The organism is Posidoniimonas corsicana (assembly GCF_007859765.1).
Lineage (GTDB): Bacteria > Planctomycetota > Planctomycetia > Pirellulales > Lacipirellulaceae > Posidoniimonas > Posidoniimonas corsicana.
This window is the reverse complement of sequence record NZ_SIHJ01000001.1, coordinates 3874293-3891927: the sequence shown is the minus strand read 5'-3', so window position 1 is coordinate 3891927 and position 17635 is coordinate 3874293. Positions and strand designations below refer to the sequence as shown.

At 67.6% G+C, this 17635-nt stretch carries 16 protein-coding genes; 8 read left to right on the top strand and 8 right to left on the bottom strand.

The features are described 5' to 3' along the window. Window positions 1-74 precede the first annotated feature (74 nt). On the top strand, window positions 75-1529 hold the full coding sequence (gene dnaB, locus KOR34_RS14970; RefSeq protein WP_146565361.1) for a replicative DNA helicase: 1455 nt from the start codon (window positions 75-77) through the stop codon (window positions 1527-1529). Between the two features lie 99 nt (window positions 1530-1628). After that, window positions 1629-3947, top strand: a complete 2319-nt coding sequence (locus KOR34_RS14965) for an MMPL family transporter (RefSeq protein WP_146565360.1) — start codon at window positions 1629-1631, stop codon at window positions 3945-3947. On the opposite strand, the gene KOR34_RS14960 is transcribed toward KOR34_RS14965, so the two are convergent. The 8 genes from KOR34_RS14960 to KOR34_RS14925 all read right to left on the bottom strand — a co-directional run bounded on the left by KOR34_RS14960 (window position 3944) and on the right by KOR34_RS14925 (window position 12248). Continuing rightward, a complete protein-coding gene (locus KOR34_RS14960) occupies window positions 3944-5485 on the bottom strand; it encodes a PQQ-dependent sugar dehydrogenase (protein ID WP_146565359.1) in 1542 nt (513 codons plus the stop codon). The two genes, KOR34_RS14965 and KOR34_RS14960, sit on opposite strands and share 4 nt — an antisense overlap. A 233-nt stretch (window positions 5486-5718) precedes the next feature. Next, window positions 5719-6867, bottom strand: a complete 1149-nt coding sequence (locus tag KOR34_RS14955; RefSeq protein ID WP_146565358.1) for a Gfo/Idh/MocA family protein — start codon at window positions 6865-6867, stop codon at window positions 5719-5721. Between the two features lie 100 nt (window positions 6868-6967). Beyond that, window positions 6968-7846, bottom strand: coding sequence for a hypothetical protein (locus tag KOR34_RS14950; protein ID WP_146565357.1), 879 nt, complete (start codon window positions 7844-7846; stop codon window positions 6968-6970). Window positions 7847-7990: 144 nt separating this feature from the next. Next, the gene (gene fliG / locus KOR34_RS14945) at window positions 7991-8980 is read right to left on the bottom strand and encodes a flagellar motor switch protein FliG (RefSeq protein ID WP_228714619.1); all 990 of its coding nucleotides are present in this window, start codon (window positions 8978-8980) and stop codon (window positions 7991-7993) included. Between the two features lie 253 nt (window positions 8981-9233). Beyond that, a complete protein-coding gene (locus KOR34_RS14940) occupies window positions 9234-9704 on the bottom strand; it encodes a chemotaxis protein CheX (RefSeq protein WP_146565356.1) in 471 nt (156 codons plus the stop codon). Window positions 9705-9904: 200 nt separating this feature from the next. After that, a complete protein-coding gene (locus KOR34_RS14935) occupies window positions 9905-10396 on the bottom strand; it encodes a 6-pyruvoyl trahydropterin synthase family protein (protein ID WP_146565355.1) in 492 nt (163 codons plus the stop codon). Window positions 10397-10413: 17 nt separating this feature from the next. Beyond that, window positions 10414-11298 (bottom strand): triphosphoribosyl-dephospho-CoA synthase, encoded by an 885-nt coding sequence (locus KOR34_RS14930; protein WP_197531429.1) that lies wholly within the window; start codon window positions 11296-11298, stop codon window positions 10414-10416. After that, window positions 11295-12248 carry an alpha/beta fold hydrolase gene (locus KOR34_RS14925; protein ID WP_146565353.1) on the bottom strand — a complete coding sequence of 318 codons (954 nt, stop codon included), beginning with the start codon at window positions 12246-12248 and terminating at the stop codon, window positions 11295-11297. The genes KOR34_RS14930 and KOR34_RS14925 overlap by 4 nt, the downstream gene beginning before the upstream one ends. 75 nt (window positions 12249-12323) lie before the next feature. On the opposite strand from KOR34_RS14925, the gene KOR34_RS14920 reads away from it, so the two are divergent. The 6 genes from KOR34_RS14920 (at window position 12324) to KOR34_RS14895 (ending at window position 17567) form a co-directional block, all read left to right on the top strand. Continuing rightward, the gene (locus KOR34_RS14920) at window positions 12324-12977 is read left to right on the top strand and encodes a metal-dependent transcriptional regulator (protein WP_146565352.1); all 654 of its coding nucleotides are present in this window, start codon (window positions 12324-12326) and stop codon (window positions 12975-12977) included. 498 nt (window positions 12978-13475) lie between these two features. Next, window positions 13476-13832, top strand: a complete 357-nt coding sequence (locus KOR34_RS14915; RefSeq protein ID WP_146565351.1) for a hypothetical protein — start codon at window positions 13476-13478, stop codon at window positions 13830-13832. A gap of 172 nt (window positions 13833-14004) precedes the next feature. After that, window positions 14005-14304 carry a hypothetical protein gene (locus tag KOR34_RS14910; RefSeq protein ID WP_146565350.1) on the top strand — a complete coding sequence of 100 codons (300 nt, stop codon included), beginning with the start codon at window positions 14005-14007 and terminating at the stop codon, window positions 14302-14304. Between the two features lie 123 nt (window positions 14305-14427). Continuing rightward, window positions 14428-15045 (top strand): hypothetical protein, encoded by a 618-nt coding sequence (locus tag KOR34_RS14905; protein WP_146565349.1) that lies wholly within the window; start codon window positions 14428-14430, stop codon window positions 15043-15045. A 168-nt stretch (window positions 15046-15213) separates the two neighbouring features. Further along, entirely contained in the window at window positions 15214-16323 is a 1110-nt protein-coding gene (locus tag KOR34_RS14900; RefSeq protein WP_146565348.1) for an alkene reductase, read from the top strand. A 149-nt stretch (window positions 16324-16472) separates the two neighbouring features. After that, window positions 16473-17567 carry an acyltransferase family protein gene (locus tag KOR34_RS14895; protein WP_146565347.1) on the top strand — a complete coding sequence of 365 codons (1095 nt, stop codon included), beginning with the start codon at window positions 16473-16475 and terminating at the stop codon, window positions 17565-17567. Window positions 17568-17635: the final 68 nt, after the last annotated feature.

Below are 17635 nucleotides of genomic sequence, written 5' to 3'. Positions count from 1 at the left end.
CCAATCATTCTTGAAGGCTGGTCCGAAGTCGTGGCCGGCTGCGCTGCGCATTCCTGGTTGATGGAGCGACTGCCATGGCTGCGGGAGCAGAGAACGGCCGCAAGCGGGACTCGCGCCTCCGCTTCGATGGGGACCAGCGGGCCACCGCCAAGGACTTCCTCGGTCGCACACCGCCACAGAGTCTCGAGGCGGAACGGGCCGTTCTGGGCAGCCTGCTGTTACTGCCCGAGGTGTTCGACGACGTCGCTCTGCTGGTCAGCGCCGAGGACTTCAGCGACGACGCCAACGCGCGGCTGTTCCGCCACATCCAGACCATGCACTCGGACGGCGCGTCGATCGACGTGGTGCTGCTGGTCCAGCGTCTGAAGGACGCCGGCGAGTACGACTCGATCGGCGGCGGCGCCTACCTCGCGGAGATCGGCGAGGCCGTGCCGACCGCGGCCCACGCCGAGTACTACGCCAAGATCGTCCGCGAGAAGTCCATCCTGCGGTCGCTGATCCACGCGGGCGCCGACATCCTGCAGGACGCCTTCGACGAAACGATGGAGCCCCGCGGCGTGCTGAGCCGGGCCGAGGAGCGGGTGTTCGGCATCCTCGAGGAGAAGGGGCAGGGGCAGGTCAGCTCCATCCGCGACGTGCTGCAGGCGTCGCTCGCGCGGATGAACGAGCGGATGAAGGAGGGTCACGACCCCGGCGGCGTCGAGACCGGCTTCGACGACTTCGACGAGATGACCGGCGGCATGCATGGCTCGGAGCTGATCATCCTGGCGGCCCGGCCTAGTATGGGCAAGACCGCCCTCGCGATGAACATCGTGGAGCACGTGGCGGTCGACTGTGGCAAGCCGGTGCTGTTTGTGAGCCTTGAGATGTCGGCGCTCGAGCTCGCCGACCGGCTCCTCTGCTCGCGCGCCAGGGTCAGTGGGCACCGCCTGCGGAGCGGGCAGATCACGGGGGAAGAGAGCCGCAAGCTGATCGACGTGGCCGGCGACATCAGCTCGGCGCCGCTCTACATCGACGACTCGCCCAGCCGCACGATGACGGAGATCTCGGCCGTCGCCAGGCGGCTCAAGCGGCGTGACGGCCTCTCCCTGATCGCCATCGACTACCTGCAGCTGATTGACCCGGACACCCCGAGCGACCCGCGACAGGAGCAGGTGGCCAAAATCGCCCGCCGGCTGAAGGGCCTAGCGCGTGAACTGGACGTGCCCGTGCTCTGCCTGGGCCAGCTCAACCGGCAGGTAGAGAACTCGCGCGACAACAAGCCGCAGCTGAGCAACCTGCGTGAGTCTGGCGCCATCGAACAGGACGCCGACGTGGTGATGTTTGTGCACCGCGACGAGTATTACCAGACCAACGAGGAAGACCGCGAGCGGGTGCGGGGCGAGGCCGACCTGCTGATCCGCAAGCAGCGTAACGGCCCGGTGGGCGACGTCAAACTGACATGGCTGCACGATTACACGCGGTTCGTGAACGCCGCGCCGCAGCCCTACGACGACCTGCCCAGCTTCGGCGGCGAGGAGTCGTTCTAGCTGCGGTCGGCCGCGGCGATCCTTGGCCGCGGGGTCGCGAACCGCTAGGCTGCAACGCCAGCACTTGGCTTGCCGCCCCGCCGCCCCGCACGCCCCCGCATGTCCGCCAGGTTCCTACGCCAGCTTGCCAACAAGTACTGGGTGGCGGTGCTGTTGGCTTGGGTGGTGCTGGCGGTAGCGCTGCGGTCCGCAGCGCCGCCGTGGGAGTCGGTCGCGTACGAGGGCGATCTGGAGCACCTGCCGCGTACAGCGGCGAGCGTCGCGGCCGACGAGCTGCTGCACGAGGCCTTCCCTGCCGAGGCGACCAACAGCGAGCTTGTCCTGCTGTTCGACCGCGGCGGCGACCCCCTGACGGTCGACGATCGCCAGTTTGTGCTCGACCTGGCGTTGCAGTTCCAAGCGGCGGAAGACCTCCCCGTGGTCGGCGTTTGGCACGCCAAGAGCCCGCTGGTGAGCCGCATGCTGTTGGCGCCGGGCGAACGCGCCGAGATGGTGATCCTGCGGCTCAGCAACCCGCTGATGGCGGTCGACAACATCCGCGTGTTGCAGGCCGTGACCGAGCGCGTTGACGAGCGGATGTCGTGGGCGCCTCCCGGCCTGCGGTTCGCGGTCACCGGGTCGGCCGCCATCGGGGCCGACACCCTGTCGGCCGCGCGCGACAGCCTCAGGGCGACCCACCGCGCCACCCTGCTCCTGGTGCTGGGCTGCCTGATTCTGATCTACCGGGCGCCGCTGCTGGTGCTGATCCCGCTGGCGACCATCGGCTTGTCGGTGTCGGTGGCGACCAGCCTGATCGTGATCCTGGCGGACTACCTCGGTCCGGGCGGCGCGTTGGACATCGGGTTGAAGGTTTTCACCACCACCAAGGTGTTCGTCATCGTCATCCTGTTTGGCGCCGGCACCGACTACTGCCTATTCCTCATTGCCAGGTACCGGGAGGAACTTCAGCGGGGCGTGACGCCCAGGCGTGCGCCGGGCATCGCCCTGCGGAACGTGAGCGGCGCGCTGGCCGGCAGCGCGTTGACGACGATCCTTGGCTTGGGGGTAATGGCGTTCGCGGAGTACGGCAAGTTCGCCTCGAGCGGCCCCGTCATCGCACTCTGCCTGGCGGTCGCGCTAGCGGCCTGCGTGAGTTTCGCGCCTTCACTGCTGCGTGCGCTGGGCGCCCGCGTGTTCTGGCCGGTCGGTGTGGGCCCTCCGCGTGAGGCGCTCGCGGAGTCAACTGGCGTGTGGGCGTGGGTGGCCGACCTCGTGCTGCGGCGGCCGGCTGCCGTGCTGCTCACCTGCGTCGGCCTCATGACGCCGCTCGCCTGGGTGGGCTGGCGCGCGCCGACCGAGCACAACCTCCTGGCGGGACTCCCGCGTGAGAGCGCCTCGCTCCGTGGGGCGGGCATTGTCGGCGAGTACTTCGGCGAAGGCTGGCTGGCGCCGATGAAGCTGCTGGTCCGACTGCCGGGCGCCGACCTCAGCGTGCCTGACGCGCGGTTCGACGTTTCGCTGCTGCACAACGCGCTGTACGACCTGCCGTCGATCCAGGACGTGCGGAGCCCTTACTTGCCCACCGGCGGCGACCCAAAGAACCAGCGGCGGTTCTCCTTCGGCGCGCTCTACAGTTCCGCCGCGGCGGGCAGCCCGCTGTCGATCAACACCTTTGTCTCGAGCGCGCCCGGGCTCGACGGGGAGGTGCTGCAGATGTCGCTGATCCTGGCGGCCGAGCCCTTCAGCCTGCAGGCCCGCGAGATGATCCCCCGAATCGCGCAGGCGCTCGCGCACATCAAGCAGCTCGAGACCCTGCGCGGCGAGCCCAACCCCTGGCGGGACGCCGAGTTCCGCCTGGGGGGAGCGACGCCCGGCCTGGTCGACCTCCAGCGCGTCGCGGCGTCGGACCAGCGCCGGATCCAGCTGTACAGCGTCGCGGCGGTGCTGGCGGTGCTGCTGGTGCTGATCCGCCGGCCGCTAACGTGCTTGTACCTGGTCGCGACCGTGCTGCTCAGCTACTGGGTGACGCTGGGCGCCACGCACCTGTTTTTCAGCTGGCTGTGGGGCGACGCCTACCAGGGGCTCGACTGGAAGGCGCCGATCTTCCTGTTCGTCATCCTGGTGGCGGTTGGGCAGGACTACAACATCTACCTGACCACGCGCGTGCTCGAGGAGCAGCGGCGGGTCGGCCCGCGTGAGGGGCTGCGCCGCGCGATTGTCCAGACCGGCGGCATCATCACCAGCTGCGGAGTGATCATGGCGGGCACGTTTGTGTCGATGATGGCGGGCAGCCTGCGGGGGATGATCGAACTAGGGTTCGCGTTGTCCCTAGGCGTGCTGCTCGACACGTTTGTCGTCCGTACACTGCTGGCGCCGTGCTACTTCTCATTGCGTCTGCCCGGCCGCCATAGTTTGGACGCCGGCGACGCTACGGGCTAGCGCCGCCGTCGGCCCGATACGCCGGCCGCGATCGCCGCGAGCAGCACCGCCGCTGGTTCCGGCGCAGAAGCCGCGCCCGCGCTCGCCAGCGTCCGACCATAGTTGGCCCGCCAGGTCAGGTACTGAGCCTCGCCGATCACGCCGCCGTCGATGTCGTTGGGGAGTCGTCCGGGCGGCCGGCCTACAAAGTCACGCCAGGCGGTGTAGTCCGCGGCGTCGACGGCGCCGTCGTCGTTGTAGTCGCCCGGCAGGAAGTTGGGGCTGAGCTTGAACACCTCGCCCGTGCCCGGGTTCGAAAAGAAGTTGTCGCCAAAGTCCAGGATGTAGAGGTTCCCGGCGTTGTCGGCGCTGAAGGAGGCGACCCAGGCGATGCCGTCGTTCAGGGCGTCCTCTAGCTCAATGGTGTGATCGACAATGTCGGTCAGCGAGGCGCCGTCCCACGCGCCGCTGTAGACGGTCCCGTTGACGAAATCGCCGAAGAAGTAGCGGTTGTTGATCAGGTAGCCCCCGGTGACCGACTGGCCGCGGAGCGAGGTTTCGCCCGTGTAGCCAACCGAGGCCGCGTTGACGCCCGGGTGCAAGTAGTCGAAGAACGGGTCGATGTCGTTGGGTCCTTTCGGCCCGCCCACGCCGGAAACGGGCGTTGCGATGGTGCCTTCCCGCGCCGTCCAACCGTAGTCCTCAATCTCCGGCGACGCGATCTGCTCGGCTGAGAGGAAGTTGAGTTCCTCGACCTGGTTGAACCCGACCTCGGCGAAGAACAGGTTTCCCTGCTGGTCGAACGACGCCCGGTACGGGTTGCGGTGACCAAGCGAAACAACTTCAATCCCGTCGTGGGTGGCGTCGCTCGCGGAGCTCGCGAAATCGGCCTCGAGGTCGAACCGCAAGATCTTGCCGTAGGGCGAGTTCGGGTCCTCGATCAGCGCCGGGTTGAACTGCGTCTGGGCGGCTTGGGTCCCGCCGTCCCCGGTGGTGACGTAGAGCTGATGCGACGCGTCGCCCGGTTGGAAGCCCACCCAGTTGATGGTGTGGAAGTTGTTGGCCAGACGCGGGTAGTCGAGCAGCGTGCGGCTGAGCGTCGGCGCCCCGGCGCCCGAGTCGTGGAACTCGAGCAGGCGGTTCCGGTCGCCGCCGCCCGTGTTGCTGTTCATCGCGACGTAGAACAGCCCGTTATTCCCAAAGTCGGGATGGAACGCCAGCGTCGCGATGCCGCCGTCGGCGTTCACGGCGCCGTGCAGGTCGAGGTAGGTGCTGCTGGCGTTGGTTTGCGGATCGAACCGCAGGATCCGACCGACTTCCGAGTTGATGTTCGACGCCTCGGTGCGCTCGACGATGTAGAGCGTGTTGTTGTCGTTCGGCGCCTGGGTCACGTAGGTCGGCTGCGTGAAGTCGCCCGGGTCATTGAACGCGCCCGGGATCTCGACGCCGCCGATCCTCTCAATCAGGTACTCGTGACCACCAATTGACACCGTCTGTGCCGACGCGCCAGCGAGCGTCACCAGCGACAACAACGACAGATACCCAAAGCGCAGTACCATCTCGACCACCTGCAAGAGTGCTTGAACAGAGCGCGTAGAATCTTCCAACGAGCGGTCGAACCTCGCAGAGAAACGGGTCTACGGCGCAGGCGGAGTCGTTTAAGACAAGGCGACCAACTTCACCCAGGGGACCAGGCCTGAGCTGCTTCGAGTATAGCGGCCGACTGTTAAGACTGCTTTAAGATGGCGTTCACACGCAACCGGCCCGCGTACTCGGCGGACCGCTGCTGGCGCTAATAATCGACGTCTACCCACTGCTTCTTGTCGTTGCTTGCCAGCACGGCGTCGCAGATGGCGATCTCGTTGTGGCCGTCAACGAAGGTGGCGAAGTCGCCGCCGGGGCGATTCCCCGCAATGAACCCGTAGACGTTGCGGAACAGGTTCTTGGGCGCGTCGGGGTACGCCTCGTTGTGGCCGCCGGGGTAGTGGGCGTACTCCTGGGCGGCGGCGTGCATCAGGCTGGCGTCCTTCATCATCACCTGGTTCGCCTGGCCGCGGCGGCCGATCCACAGCTCGTTCGGGCGTTCCTGGTCCCACGCCAATGCGCACTTGGCGCCGTCGATCTCGTAGAACAACCGGTTCTTCCGACCGGCGGCGCACTGGTTGACGGTCATCACCCCGTGCGCGCCGGAGTCGAACTCCACCAGGATCGAGCCGTAGTCCTCCGTGTCGATCGCCACGTCCTCCAGATCCTCGGGACGCAGCTCTTGGCCGCTGTAGGTAGCGACCTCCTTCTTCGGCTTCTTGCGCGTGGGGTGGATGGTCTGCAGGTCGGCCATGACGCGGACGATCTTCAGCCCCGTGACAAACTGCACGATGTCGCACAGGTGCGACCCGATGTCCGCCACCGCCCGCGACTTGCCCGACATCTCGGGCACCAGCCGCCAGTTCCAGTCGGTCTCTTCCAGGAGCCAGTCCTGCAGGTAGCTGCCCTGCACGGCGAGCACCCGCCCGACGTCGTCGCCCGCACACATCGCCCGGGCCTGCTGCACCAGCGGGTTGTAGCGGTAGTTGAAGTTGATCGCGTTGACCACGCCCGCCTCCTTGGCGAGCTTGACCAGCTCGCGGGACTCGGCCGAGTCCATCGCCAGGGGCTTCTCGCTGACGACGTGCTTGCCCGCCGCCATGATCTCCTTGTTCACCTGGAAGTGGAGGTGGTTGGGCGTGCAGTTGTGCACAACCTGCACATCGGGGTCGGCCAGCAGGTCGTGGTAGTCGCCGTACCCCTTCGGGATGCTGAGCTCCTTGGCCTTGGCGTTGGCGAGGTCGTCGCCCCGCTCGGCGACCGCGATCACCTCAACAAACCCGAGCCTCCGCAGCGCCTCGATGTGCGCGGGGCCGATGAATCCAGTGCCAATGACGCCTGCCTTGATCGTTTCCATAGCTCAGCCGCTGTCCTCCGGGGATGGTGCAATCCCCGCATTGTAGCGGCCGATCGGTTGCAAACGCCAGCAGGTTCTTCGACAGCGGCGGTGACGCGTACTACAGCCCGCTGGCGCGAGAGAGCGCCCACGTCTGGTTACCGGTGGGCAGCGTGACCGTCACCGCGCCGCTCGGCTGCGTGAGGTCGGCAAGGGTCGTCACGAACCGGACCGAGGGGTTGCCCTCCATCGACCACGAAGCCCGCTGGGTCTTATTGTCGATCCGCCCAACGAGGTTCTGAGTGGTGCCTGTGAGGTGGTCGAAGTAGACCCCGCGCAGCTCGCCGTCTCGCGCGGCCGACAGCTGCACCATCTGTGTCGGCGCGGCGGCCGCAGACGGGCTCAGGTGGTACACCCCCAGGCTCAACCACTCGGGGGCGGGCGAGGCCGCATCGCTGTCGGCGGGGGCAGGCTGGTTAGGGGCCGGCGCTGACTCGTAAACCACCGTCGTATTGGTGGTCGACGTTGCTGGGTACGCCCCGTAGGCGAGCCAACCGGTCACCGCCGCGGCCGACGCAATCACCGCCGCGTCGGCGTGGGGGTGGGTATGATGCCACGCGTGAGGGTGATCGGCGTACCACGCGGGCGTGAACGGTTGCGGGCCCGTGTGGTGGTGGTGCGCCGCCGATTGGACGCCATTCGCGACCGGGCGGTTGCGGTCCGTCGGCTGGCGGGACGAGAGAAACTGTTGCAGCTCGGCAGGCGAGCGCCCGCTCGGCTGCGCGGCATGGCCGCCCGCCGCCGCTGGTCGGGCGCTGCGGGGGGTGGGCGCCGCGGCGTTGGACCTGACGCCGGGTGGGGCCGGGCCGCCGCCACGCGAGAAGCCGGCGGCGGGGCGGGCGCCGGCGCCCCCTCTGGGGCCGCGGGCTTCGGCGATCTCCGAGACCGGCAGCAACCAAACGATAGCGAGCAACACACAGGCGCGGACTGGCGTCAGCATAGGGGCGTAGACCTTCTGTAGAGCCGAGAAGAGGCGGGCGGACGAGCGGCGGCCTGATCGGCGCCGCCACAAGGCGCCCGCACAAGCCTAGCTCACAAAACGCGTGTCCGCCGCGTCGGTCTACACCGGCCCCCGGCTGGGGGCCTACTGCACCATCATTTCTTCTTCTTCGCTGGAGTTGATCTCGATCTCGCCCGAGTCCTCCATGGTGCGGACCAGGTCGACGATCTCCTGCTGCTGGGCCTCGACCGCCGAGAGCTTCACGGCGCCCAGGTACTCCATCTCCTCCCGCAGCATGTCGGCCGCCCGCTGCGACATGTTTCCCAGCACCTTGTCCTTGAGCTCCGCGCTGGCGCCCTTGAGCGCCAGGGCCCACTGCGAGGCCTCGACCGACTTGAGGACCTTCTGAATGTCGCGATCGCTGAATTTGGCAATATCGTCAAAGACAAACATCAGCCGGCGGATTTCTTCGACCAGCTGCGGGTCGTCAGTCGCCAGGTTCTCGAGCAGCGTCCGTTCGGTCGAACGGTCGGACACGTTCAGCATCGCCGCCACCGACTCGACCCCGCCCGCCCGCTCAAAGCTCTGGCTCATCACGCTGCTCATCCGACGCTCCAGACCGCGCTCGACCTCCCGGATGATCTCCGGGTTGGTCTGGCCCATGCCGGCCACGCGACGCACCACCGCCAGCTGCTTCTCCTGAGGCAGCCCCGCCAGGATCTCGGCGCCGAAGGTTGCCGGCAAGTGCGACAAGATCAGCGCGATGGTCTGCGGGTGCTCGTCGACCACGTACGTCAGGATGTTCTGGCTGTCGACGTTCCGAAGGAAGCCGAAGGGCAGGGCCTCGATCGACTGGCGGATGTTGTCTAGCGTTTCGCTCGCGTCGGAGCCGAGCGCCTTGCGGACCAGGTTGCGCGCCAGGTCGAGCCCGCCGGCGCCGCTGCCCGTGTTGGGGTTCGCGTCGGCGAACGACCGGATCACCGCCAGCTGCTCGTCGGCGGGGATCCGCTTGGTGCGGGCGATTTCGATCGAGACCTGCTCCACCATCTGCGGCTCCAGACGGCTCAGCAGGTCGGCGGCCTCGTCTTCGGGGAGGCTCATCAGCAGCACCGCGGCGTTGTGGATGTCAGACACGGCGAAGCCCTTCGCGTACGGCAATGACAAGCATCACGCGGCGCGCAGAGCCCGCGCCGCGCTTCTAGGTATCGGCGCGAGAGGGGACCCGCTTTGAGAGGAAGTAGCGATTGGGCCGACTTTGAGGGGCGGCGGTGCTAGCGACGCTTGCTGGCGCCGCACCGCCTTCAATCGCACAAAGCGGACAAGCCGCGGGGCGATCGTCGATCGCCCCGCGGCTTGTTAGTAGCTGGTCCGATTCGGCAGACGCCGTTTAGGCGATCGCCTTGGAAGGCTCGAAGCCCACCTCGAGCAGCAGCGGCCCAAAGTCGGTCTCGAAGCTGACGCTTACCGGCGGGGACGACGACGGGAAACGCACCTCGTGGCCGACGCCGGTGACCACGTTCGGCAGGCTCACCGAGAGCTCGTACTGCTCGAGCTCGACCTTGGCCTGGCCCGCGATCATGTTGGCCAGTTCGCCAACGGCGTCGATCACGTCGTCGTTGACTTCCTTGATATCGTCCATCAGCAGCACCGAGGCGGCCTTCATCGCCACCTCCTCGGAGAGGTTGATCACCACGGTCCCAACGGCGTTGCCCGACAGGCCGATGATGCCGCTAATCGGGTACTTCCGCGTCTTCGGATCGCCCAGTCCCAGGTCGCCGCGGTGGGCGTCGGCGTTCAGCATGGTGCTGAACGTGTTCGAGACGGCTTTCAGGAACGGGTTGATGTGTTCGGCTTGCATGGTGCGTCTGCTGACTCAGGTAGGGGCCCGGAGGCCGGCTGGTCGCCAAGGCCCCATGTTGACGGTTTCGTGTACCGCAACCCTAGGTTGGCCGCCCGACGCGGCAATCCTCACCCGCCGGATTACGGGCGTCCGAGGATCAACCGGGTGGGGTTGTAGCAGATGCACTCGATGAGCAGGTTGGCCGGCGATGAATGCGGCTAATCCTTTGTCCACCGCCACACGCCCTGCTGCCCGTTGCATTCGTCGACCGCGATCACGCAGGACTCAATCGCGCCGGCGCCGCGTCGCTGCAACTCCTCGAGCAGGCGTTGGCCTAGGCCCCGCGCCAGCAGCTCGGCGGTCGTGTTCTCCACATCCAGCAGCACGCAATCGCCCGCGGGGAACACCCAGCGGCGTTCCTCGAACGTGGCGGTCACCTCCCGACCGTCTGATTCGACCTGGATTGTCGGGTGCCGTGTGGGGAGCAGCACGTGGTGGTCCAGCTCCTGCGTCAGGGCCGCCAGCGTGTCGCGCACCAGGATGAAGTCGACCACATACTGGTGATCGCCGAGCGGGCCACGCAGTTCGGCAGACACCGCGTAGTTGTGGCCGTGCAGCCGCTCGCAGATGTTGTCGCCGAACGTGATGAAGTGCGCCGCGGAGAACACAAAGTGCTCCTTGGCGACCTGAACCTGGAATTGTTCGGGCATATCGATGGGGGGCGGGGCTAAGTAGGGTCGCCGTAGAACCGGATGGGCCAGCATAACCGATCCTGGGTCAGCAGGCAGAACAACGCCGCGCCAATCAGGTCGGCCGTGGTCCCCGGGTTGCGCCGGTGGCCGTCCGCGCGGAGCCAGAAGTCCAGGTCCGCCAATGCCTGGCCGTAGGATTCGGACCCTGCGTCGCGCGCCGCGAGCACCCGCGCCGCACGGGCGGCAGACTCCTGCGCAACTTTGGAGCCGCACTTCCGTTCGATCAGGCTGTCCGGGCAAGCGGCCATCTGGTGGACGTGCGCGTCGACAATGGCGTTGGCCATTGGGCGGCCGGAAGCCGCCAGCCGTTCGATGTGAGCGGCGATGGCTCGCACCTCTTGGAACCCGTTGTCGTACTGCCGGGCTACCAGGTCCCGCTCGGCGGCCAGGGACATTGCGTGATGAAGCGTCACCTTTGGCTGCTGGCTGACGTCGGCCTCGGACGTTTCGCCCAGACCGGAGGGCGCCGCGAGCCGGATCGATTCAAACGCAAGCTGCGCGTCCTCGACGCTGGTGGCCGCGACGACGACGCTGGCGTTCTCGAACAGCTCGCCCGGACACGACGCCGCTTTGGCCAGCGGCGCCAGCAGCAGGATGGTCCCCAGGTGCGTGTTGATACCGGCCGCCGACCGCATCGCCTGCACGGCCTCAAGGGCCAACCGTCCTACGCTTTGGTCTGTTGCGCACTCAAATACCGGTCCGATCGCTGCCGCGCTGGTGACAAAGTCGGCATAGGTCATGTCGCCGAAATCGGCGCCGCGGTAGACGTTGCCCGGCTTTGCGGCGGTCGCCTCCCACAGGCACGCCAGCGTGACGTAGCCTGCGGCGCCCAGCGGCCGGCGATGACCCGAGTCGCTCACGTGGTCTCCGCCCTGGCGGCCGGGTGCGCGGCCAGGAAGCGGGTGAGAATCTGCCCGGCTTCGTGCGGTGCGTCCTCCACCACCCAGTGGCCCACGTCCTCCAGCCGGTGCGCCTCGGCCTGCGGCCAGGACTTGAGGAAGCGATCGAGGCACCACGGCACGAAGCACCAGTCCTGCATGCCCCAGATCAGACAGATCGGCATCTGAGCGAGCGCTGGCAGCCCCTGCTCAATGCTGGTTAGGGTCGACCAAGTGGGGTGAGAGGCGTCCTTCGGGATGTCTTTGACGAAGTCGTACACCGCGCGGCGGCGGGCCCAGGTGTCGTGCGGCGCGAGGTACGCGGCGCCGACGCCGGGCGGCAGGTTCCGGCTGCGGGAGAGCGTCATCCGCAACGCCGCCCGCGAGAACGCGTTGAGGCCCTGCAGCCCCAGCCGACCCAACAGCGGCGTGCGGCAGACATCGATCCGCAGCGGGATGCGGTCCGGCGGGAAGGCGCCGGTGTTGTACAGCACAATCCGGTCGAACCGCTCCCGTCGCTCCTGCAGTGCGCCCAGCCCGATCGACCCGCCCCAGTCCTGCGCTACGAGCGTGACGTCTCGCAGGTCGAGCTCGTCGATCAGCCGTACCACGTTGTCGATATGGTCAGCCAGCCGCAGCTGCGACTCGGGCAGATCGCTGCCGCCCATGCCGAGGTGGTCCATCGCGACGCACCTTCGCTGGCGCCGCTGGTCCTTGATCAGCCGCCGCCAGTGGTAGCTCCAGGTCGGGTTGCCGTGGACGAACAACAGGGTCTCGTCGGCGTCGCGCGGGCCCTCGTCAACGAAGTGCATCCGCCCGGCCGGCGTCTTCAGCCAGTGGCTGCCGAACTCGACATGCCTGGCGACCTCCGGCCGCAGGCAGGAGTCGCCCGCCGGCGCGTCGGGCGGTTGATTGGCGTCACCGAGGGGCATGGCTTACGCTTGAGGGATCCGAGGTCGTCACAGGCCGTGAGGGCGACCCGTGATTATCATCCAGGAGCACGCCGCGTGGCTAGCCTCACTGTCGAGAACTACCTGAAGACGATCCTCCAGCTCACGCTCGACGGGCCGGCCGCAGGTCCGATCGCGACCGGCCAGATCGCCGCGGCGCTGAACGTCGCGCCCGGCACGGTGACCAGCATGCTGAAGACCCTGGCCGACAGCGGGCTGGCGACCTACACGCCGTACGAGGGGGTACGGCTCACGGCGGCCGGCGAGACGCTCGCCATGCGGGTGATCCGCCGGCACCGGCTCATCGAGCTGTTCCTGGTGCAGACGCTCGGGCTCAGCTGGGACGAGGTGCACGACGAAGCCGAGAACATGGAGCACGCGGTCAGCGATTGGCTGGTCGACCGCATCGACGCGAAGCTCGGGTTCCCGTCGGTCGACCCGCACGGCGACCCGATCCCCACCTCCGACGGCGCGATCGCCTCGCCGGTCGACGGCCCGCTTACCGAGCACCCGCTGGGGCTGCCGTTCCGGGTGACCCGAGTGGTCGATCAGTCGCCCGAGTTCCTCCGCCGCCTCAGTGAGGCGGGCCTGGAGATCGGCGCCCGTGGCAGCCTGGCCGGCGCAACCACGGATGGCGGGTTCGCCATCCGCGTGGACTTGGAGCAGCACCGCCTGAGCGCCGAAGAGGCGTCCAAGGTTATGGTGCAGTAGGTGTTCCCGATCAGCGCAGCAAAAAGGCCGCGTGGGTCAGGCCCACGCGGCCTTTCGCTGTAACAAACTCCCGGTCGCTTGCGACGGAGTGGAGTCGCTCGAAGAAAGACGCAGGTCGGACAGCGCTGCGCGCTGCCATGGGATCGACCCGGGCCAATCGAATAAAGTGGTCCTCCCGACGGAATGGCGACCGGAAAGTTTGAGTTGTCTCCGCCGGGCGGGCCGGCGGCTGGCTATTCAACGGCTGCAAGTTGTAAGTATCGTCTGCCGGTAGGGGGCTGCATGAGCCCCGTTGGGCGTCCAAACCTACACAATAATCCTACTCCGCGAAACCTTGCTGGCGAGCAATTAATCCGCATTTCGGACCCCTGACTGTCGTTGCAAATAGCGCGCCCTCGGCGAGGCGGATCCGCCATTGCCGCCGCCTCGCGGACCTGCTAATTACTCGCGATCCAGACTTATCCGCGGGGGGAAATCCGCAACCCGAGTCGACGCGTTATGACCAGCCACCCGATCCGCCGCTGCATCCCACTGCTGATCGTTGCGCTCGCACTCTCGCTGGCCGCGGGCGTTCAAGCCGCTCGCCAGGGCGGCAAGGAGCCCACCTACCGCGAGCGATTAGTGCTGGGACTGCAGGCCCGCCGCCCGTCCGAGGTGGACTTTGTCGACGCCGTGGTGGACACGGTGGAGCGTGGCAAGCTGCCCCGCCGGCTCGTCGACCGCACGTTCTTTTGGGCCCGCGAGCGTTCACCAGAGCGGAACGGCAGGAAGCTCCACCGGCCGATCATCTACTTTCAGCCCGCACTGACGAAGCAGGCCGAAAAACTTGGGATCAAGATCGAGCGTGACAGCTGACCCGGCTGCCAATCAATCACCGCCGCGGCCGGACCTCTGCCAGATTGGCGGGGCCGCTCGCCGCCGAGTGCTCGTGTCGGGCGCCGATAGTCAGCCGGCGCAAATTCCGCTATATTCAGGACTTGGAATTGATGGTCGGTTTTCTTCCCCCTCTCCCACAGGCATCGGTTAGATGGCTCGTAAAGTAGTTAGTCGCAAGGAATTACGCGCCGAGGCCGAGGCCGCCGAGAAACTTGAGGCCCCGAAGAAGAAAAAGGCCGCCAAGAAGAAGACCACCCGCAAGACGAAGAAGGCCGCCGCCGAGGTCCGCCTCAAGGCTTTCTGGGGGGTGTTCAACCAGTCGCTCAAGCGGGTCGCGCTGTACGACTACAGCCAGAAGAAAGAGGCCGAAAAGAAGGCCGAAGAGCTAACCGCCAAGGGCAAATCGCCCCACTTCGTGCAGCCGGTTAAAGAGGTCATCGAGGAGGCGTAGCCGACTCGCAGAGGTCTTGAGGAGGCGTAGCCGACTCGAAGCAAGTTTCGAGCAGGCGTAGTCGATCCGAACGGCGTCCCGGATGATGCCTTGCCGCGGCCAACCGGTCTTGGGAGAGCTGACATGAGGTCCCTGCCCCGCGTGGCGGCGCTGCTGACGCTTGTCTGCCCGGTTGTCGCGACGGCCGAGTCCGCCCAGACCCTGACGAAGCGGGACCAGCAGGTCCTGACCAAGACGCTGTTGCACCTGGTCGAGAGCGGCGAGTCCAACCTGACGGACTTCGACCCCGCTGGCACGCAGGTCCTCCTCGCGCCGCGAAATCCACGGAAGACCGACTTCCTGCAGCCGCTGCAGCTCAAGACCGACCTCCGTGACCAGAAGGTCGACCCCGCGCTGATGGAGGACGTGCTGGCGCGCAACTCTTCGCGCCAGCTCAACCCCCGCTCTCTCGACGCGGTCGATGCGTCGTTCAAGCGATTCAAGCCGCCCGCAGGCGTGGTGGTCACCGAGGTCCCCAACGGCGCTCGCGGGATGCGGGGCATCGGCGAGTTGCAGGCCTTGTACCCCGCCGCGCGGTGCTGGGTGCAGTGTTACCTGCCAGGCTACTCTGGCGACGGCAACCAGGCGCTGGTGCGGGGGCTGATCGGCCCGACCCACCGGCGGGGCAGCGTGACCTGCCTGCTGAAACGCGAGCACGGCAAATGGTCGGTCGTGTGGCAGATGATCACGCGGTACCACTAGCGGGCGTCACTCTGACGCTGACCGCGAAGTGTGTCGCAGCCCACGCTCCCCAGCGGCTACGGGGCGTCAGCGGTTGCCGCGGTGACGCGGGCGTCTAGGATTACTCGCGCCGACGGCTCTACCCCGGCGCTCCCCGCCTACCCCCTCCCCACCGCGAGCGTCCCCGCCATGACCGATCTTGCACGCCCCGCTGCGCTGCTCTCCCCGCTAGACCTGCACGGACTGCCACTCGCCAACCGTGTCGTGATGGCGCCGCTGACACGGGGCCGCGCCGGCGCCGACCGCGTTCCGACCGAGGTCAACGCAACCTACTACGCCCAGCGGGCGGCGGCCGGGCTGGTCATCAGCGAGGCGACCACCATCTCGCCACAGGCCAACGGGTGGCTCGAGTCCGCCGGCATGTACACCGACGCCCAGCAGCAGGGCTGGGCGAAGGTGGCCGACGCGGTGCACCAGGCGGGCGGCAAGATCTTCATGCAGCTGTGGCACACGGGCCGCGCGTCGCACAGCTCGTTCCACGACGGCGAGCCGGCCGTGGCGCCGTCGGCCATCGCTATCTCCGGCGACCACGCGCACACGCCCGAGGGGAAGCAGCCCTACGAAACGCCCCGCGCGCTGGAGACCGACGAGCTGCCCGGCGTCGTGGCCGACTACAAGCAGGCGGCCCAGCGGGCCAAGGACGCGGGGCTGGACGGCGTGGAGGTGCACTCGGCCAACGGCTACCTGCTGGACGAGTTCCTGCAGTCCAAGACCAACCACCGGACTGACCGGTACGGCGGCAGCGTCGAGAACCGCTACCGGCTGCTGGGCGAGGTGCTGTCGGCCGTGACCGAGGTGTGGGAGTCGAACCGAGTCGGCGTGCGGCTGTCGCCCAACGGCGCGTTCAACGACATGGGCTCGCCAGACTACCGGGAGCAGTTCACCTACGCGTTCGAGCAGCTCGACAAGCTGAACCTGGCCTACCTGCACGTGATGGACGGCCTCGGCTTCGGGTTCCACGACCTGGGTGCCCCCGTCACGCTGGCCGAGGTCCGCCAGCACTACCACGGCGTCGTGATGGGAAACTGCGGCTACGACCGCGACTCGGCCGACCAGGCGATCGTCGGCGGCGACGCCGACCTGATCTCCTTCGGCCGCCCCTACATCAGCAACCCCGACCTGGTCGAGCGGTTCGCGAACGGCTGGCCACTCGCCCCCGAGGCGGAGATGTCGGCCTGGTACTCGCCGACCGGGGCGAAGGGCTACACGGACTTTCCGGCGTACCAAGAGCAAGTCTGAGCGGCGGCCATGTGGCCTGAGCGACCCGCGTTGTGGCCTTTTCACAACGCCTGGGCGCCTGTAGTGGCCTGAAACTCGGGCATCGCCTACTGGCGCCCAGGTTGCATATCTGCGGGCGGAACCCTCTGCCCCGCTCCCTGGCCGCCTGCATGACAACGCCTAACGCCCCTGCCGCTGGTCGCATCTTAGAACTCGACGCCCTCCGCGGCCTGGCCGCGGTGGCGGTGGTGCTGTTCCACTTCACCACGCGGTTTGACGAGCTGTTCGGGCGTTCGACCACGCTCGGCTGGTCGGCGCCGCTGGGCGAATATGGCGTGGACCTGTTCTTCATGCTGAGTGGGTTCGTGATCCTGCTGACCCTCGAGCGGACCAGCGGCTGGTTCTCGTTCGCGTGGGGACGTTTCAGCCGGTTGTACCCGGCGTACTGGGCCGCGCTAGCCTTGACCTTCGCCGTGGTTACGTGGTTTGGCCTGCCGGGGCAAGAAGTCTCGCTGCGCGACGCGGCGCTCAACCTGTCGATGGTGCAGTCGATCCTGGGCGCCGAGCACGTCGACGGCGCGTACTGGTCGCTGCAGGCGGAGGTGATCTTCTACGCCAACATGCTGCTGCTGTTCTCGCTCGGCGTGTTCCGCCGGCCGCTGGCCGCGGTGCTCGGTTGGGTAGCGGCGTCGGCTGTGGCGTTGCTGGTGCTTCACGGCGCCGACCACGGCTGGCTGCCAAGCGCCGCGGCGCACGTCACCAAGCTGATGACCCTCGGCAGCCTGCACTACATCCCGCTGTTCGGCGTCGGGATCCTGCTGTACGCGTGGCGGGAACGACGCCTTGACGATCTTGAGACCCTGCTCGGCGTGACGGTCTGCCTGATCGCCGACGTGGCGCACCACGGCGCCGTGGCCGGCGCGATCGGCGTGGTCCTGGCCGCGGTGCTAGCCGCCGCGGTGACCGGCCGGCTGCCGTGGCTCAACCGGCGGGGGCTGGTCTACCTCGGCGCGCTCTCCTACCCGCTCTACCTCACGCATCAGAACATCGGCTACGTGGTGATGCGGGCGGCGGAGTCCGCCGGGCTGCCGCCGGCGGCGGGGCTCGCTCTCGCGTTGGCCGTGGCCGTGCTGCTGGCGGTCGTGCTGCACCACGCGGTCGAAAGGCCTTCGCTGGCGTGGCTCCGGGACCATCGGCCGAACTTCCGCCGGCTGACGTTGGGGAACCGCCAAGGCAGTAAACCGCCAAGCCTGGCGGCTAGCTGACGATCCACCGACATCGTGTTGGCGGTCAACGTCCGGCCGGCTGCCCCGCTACGCCGCCCGGGTTTTCT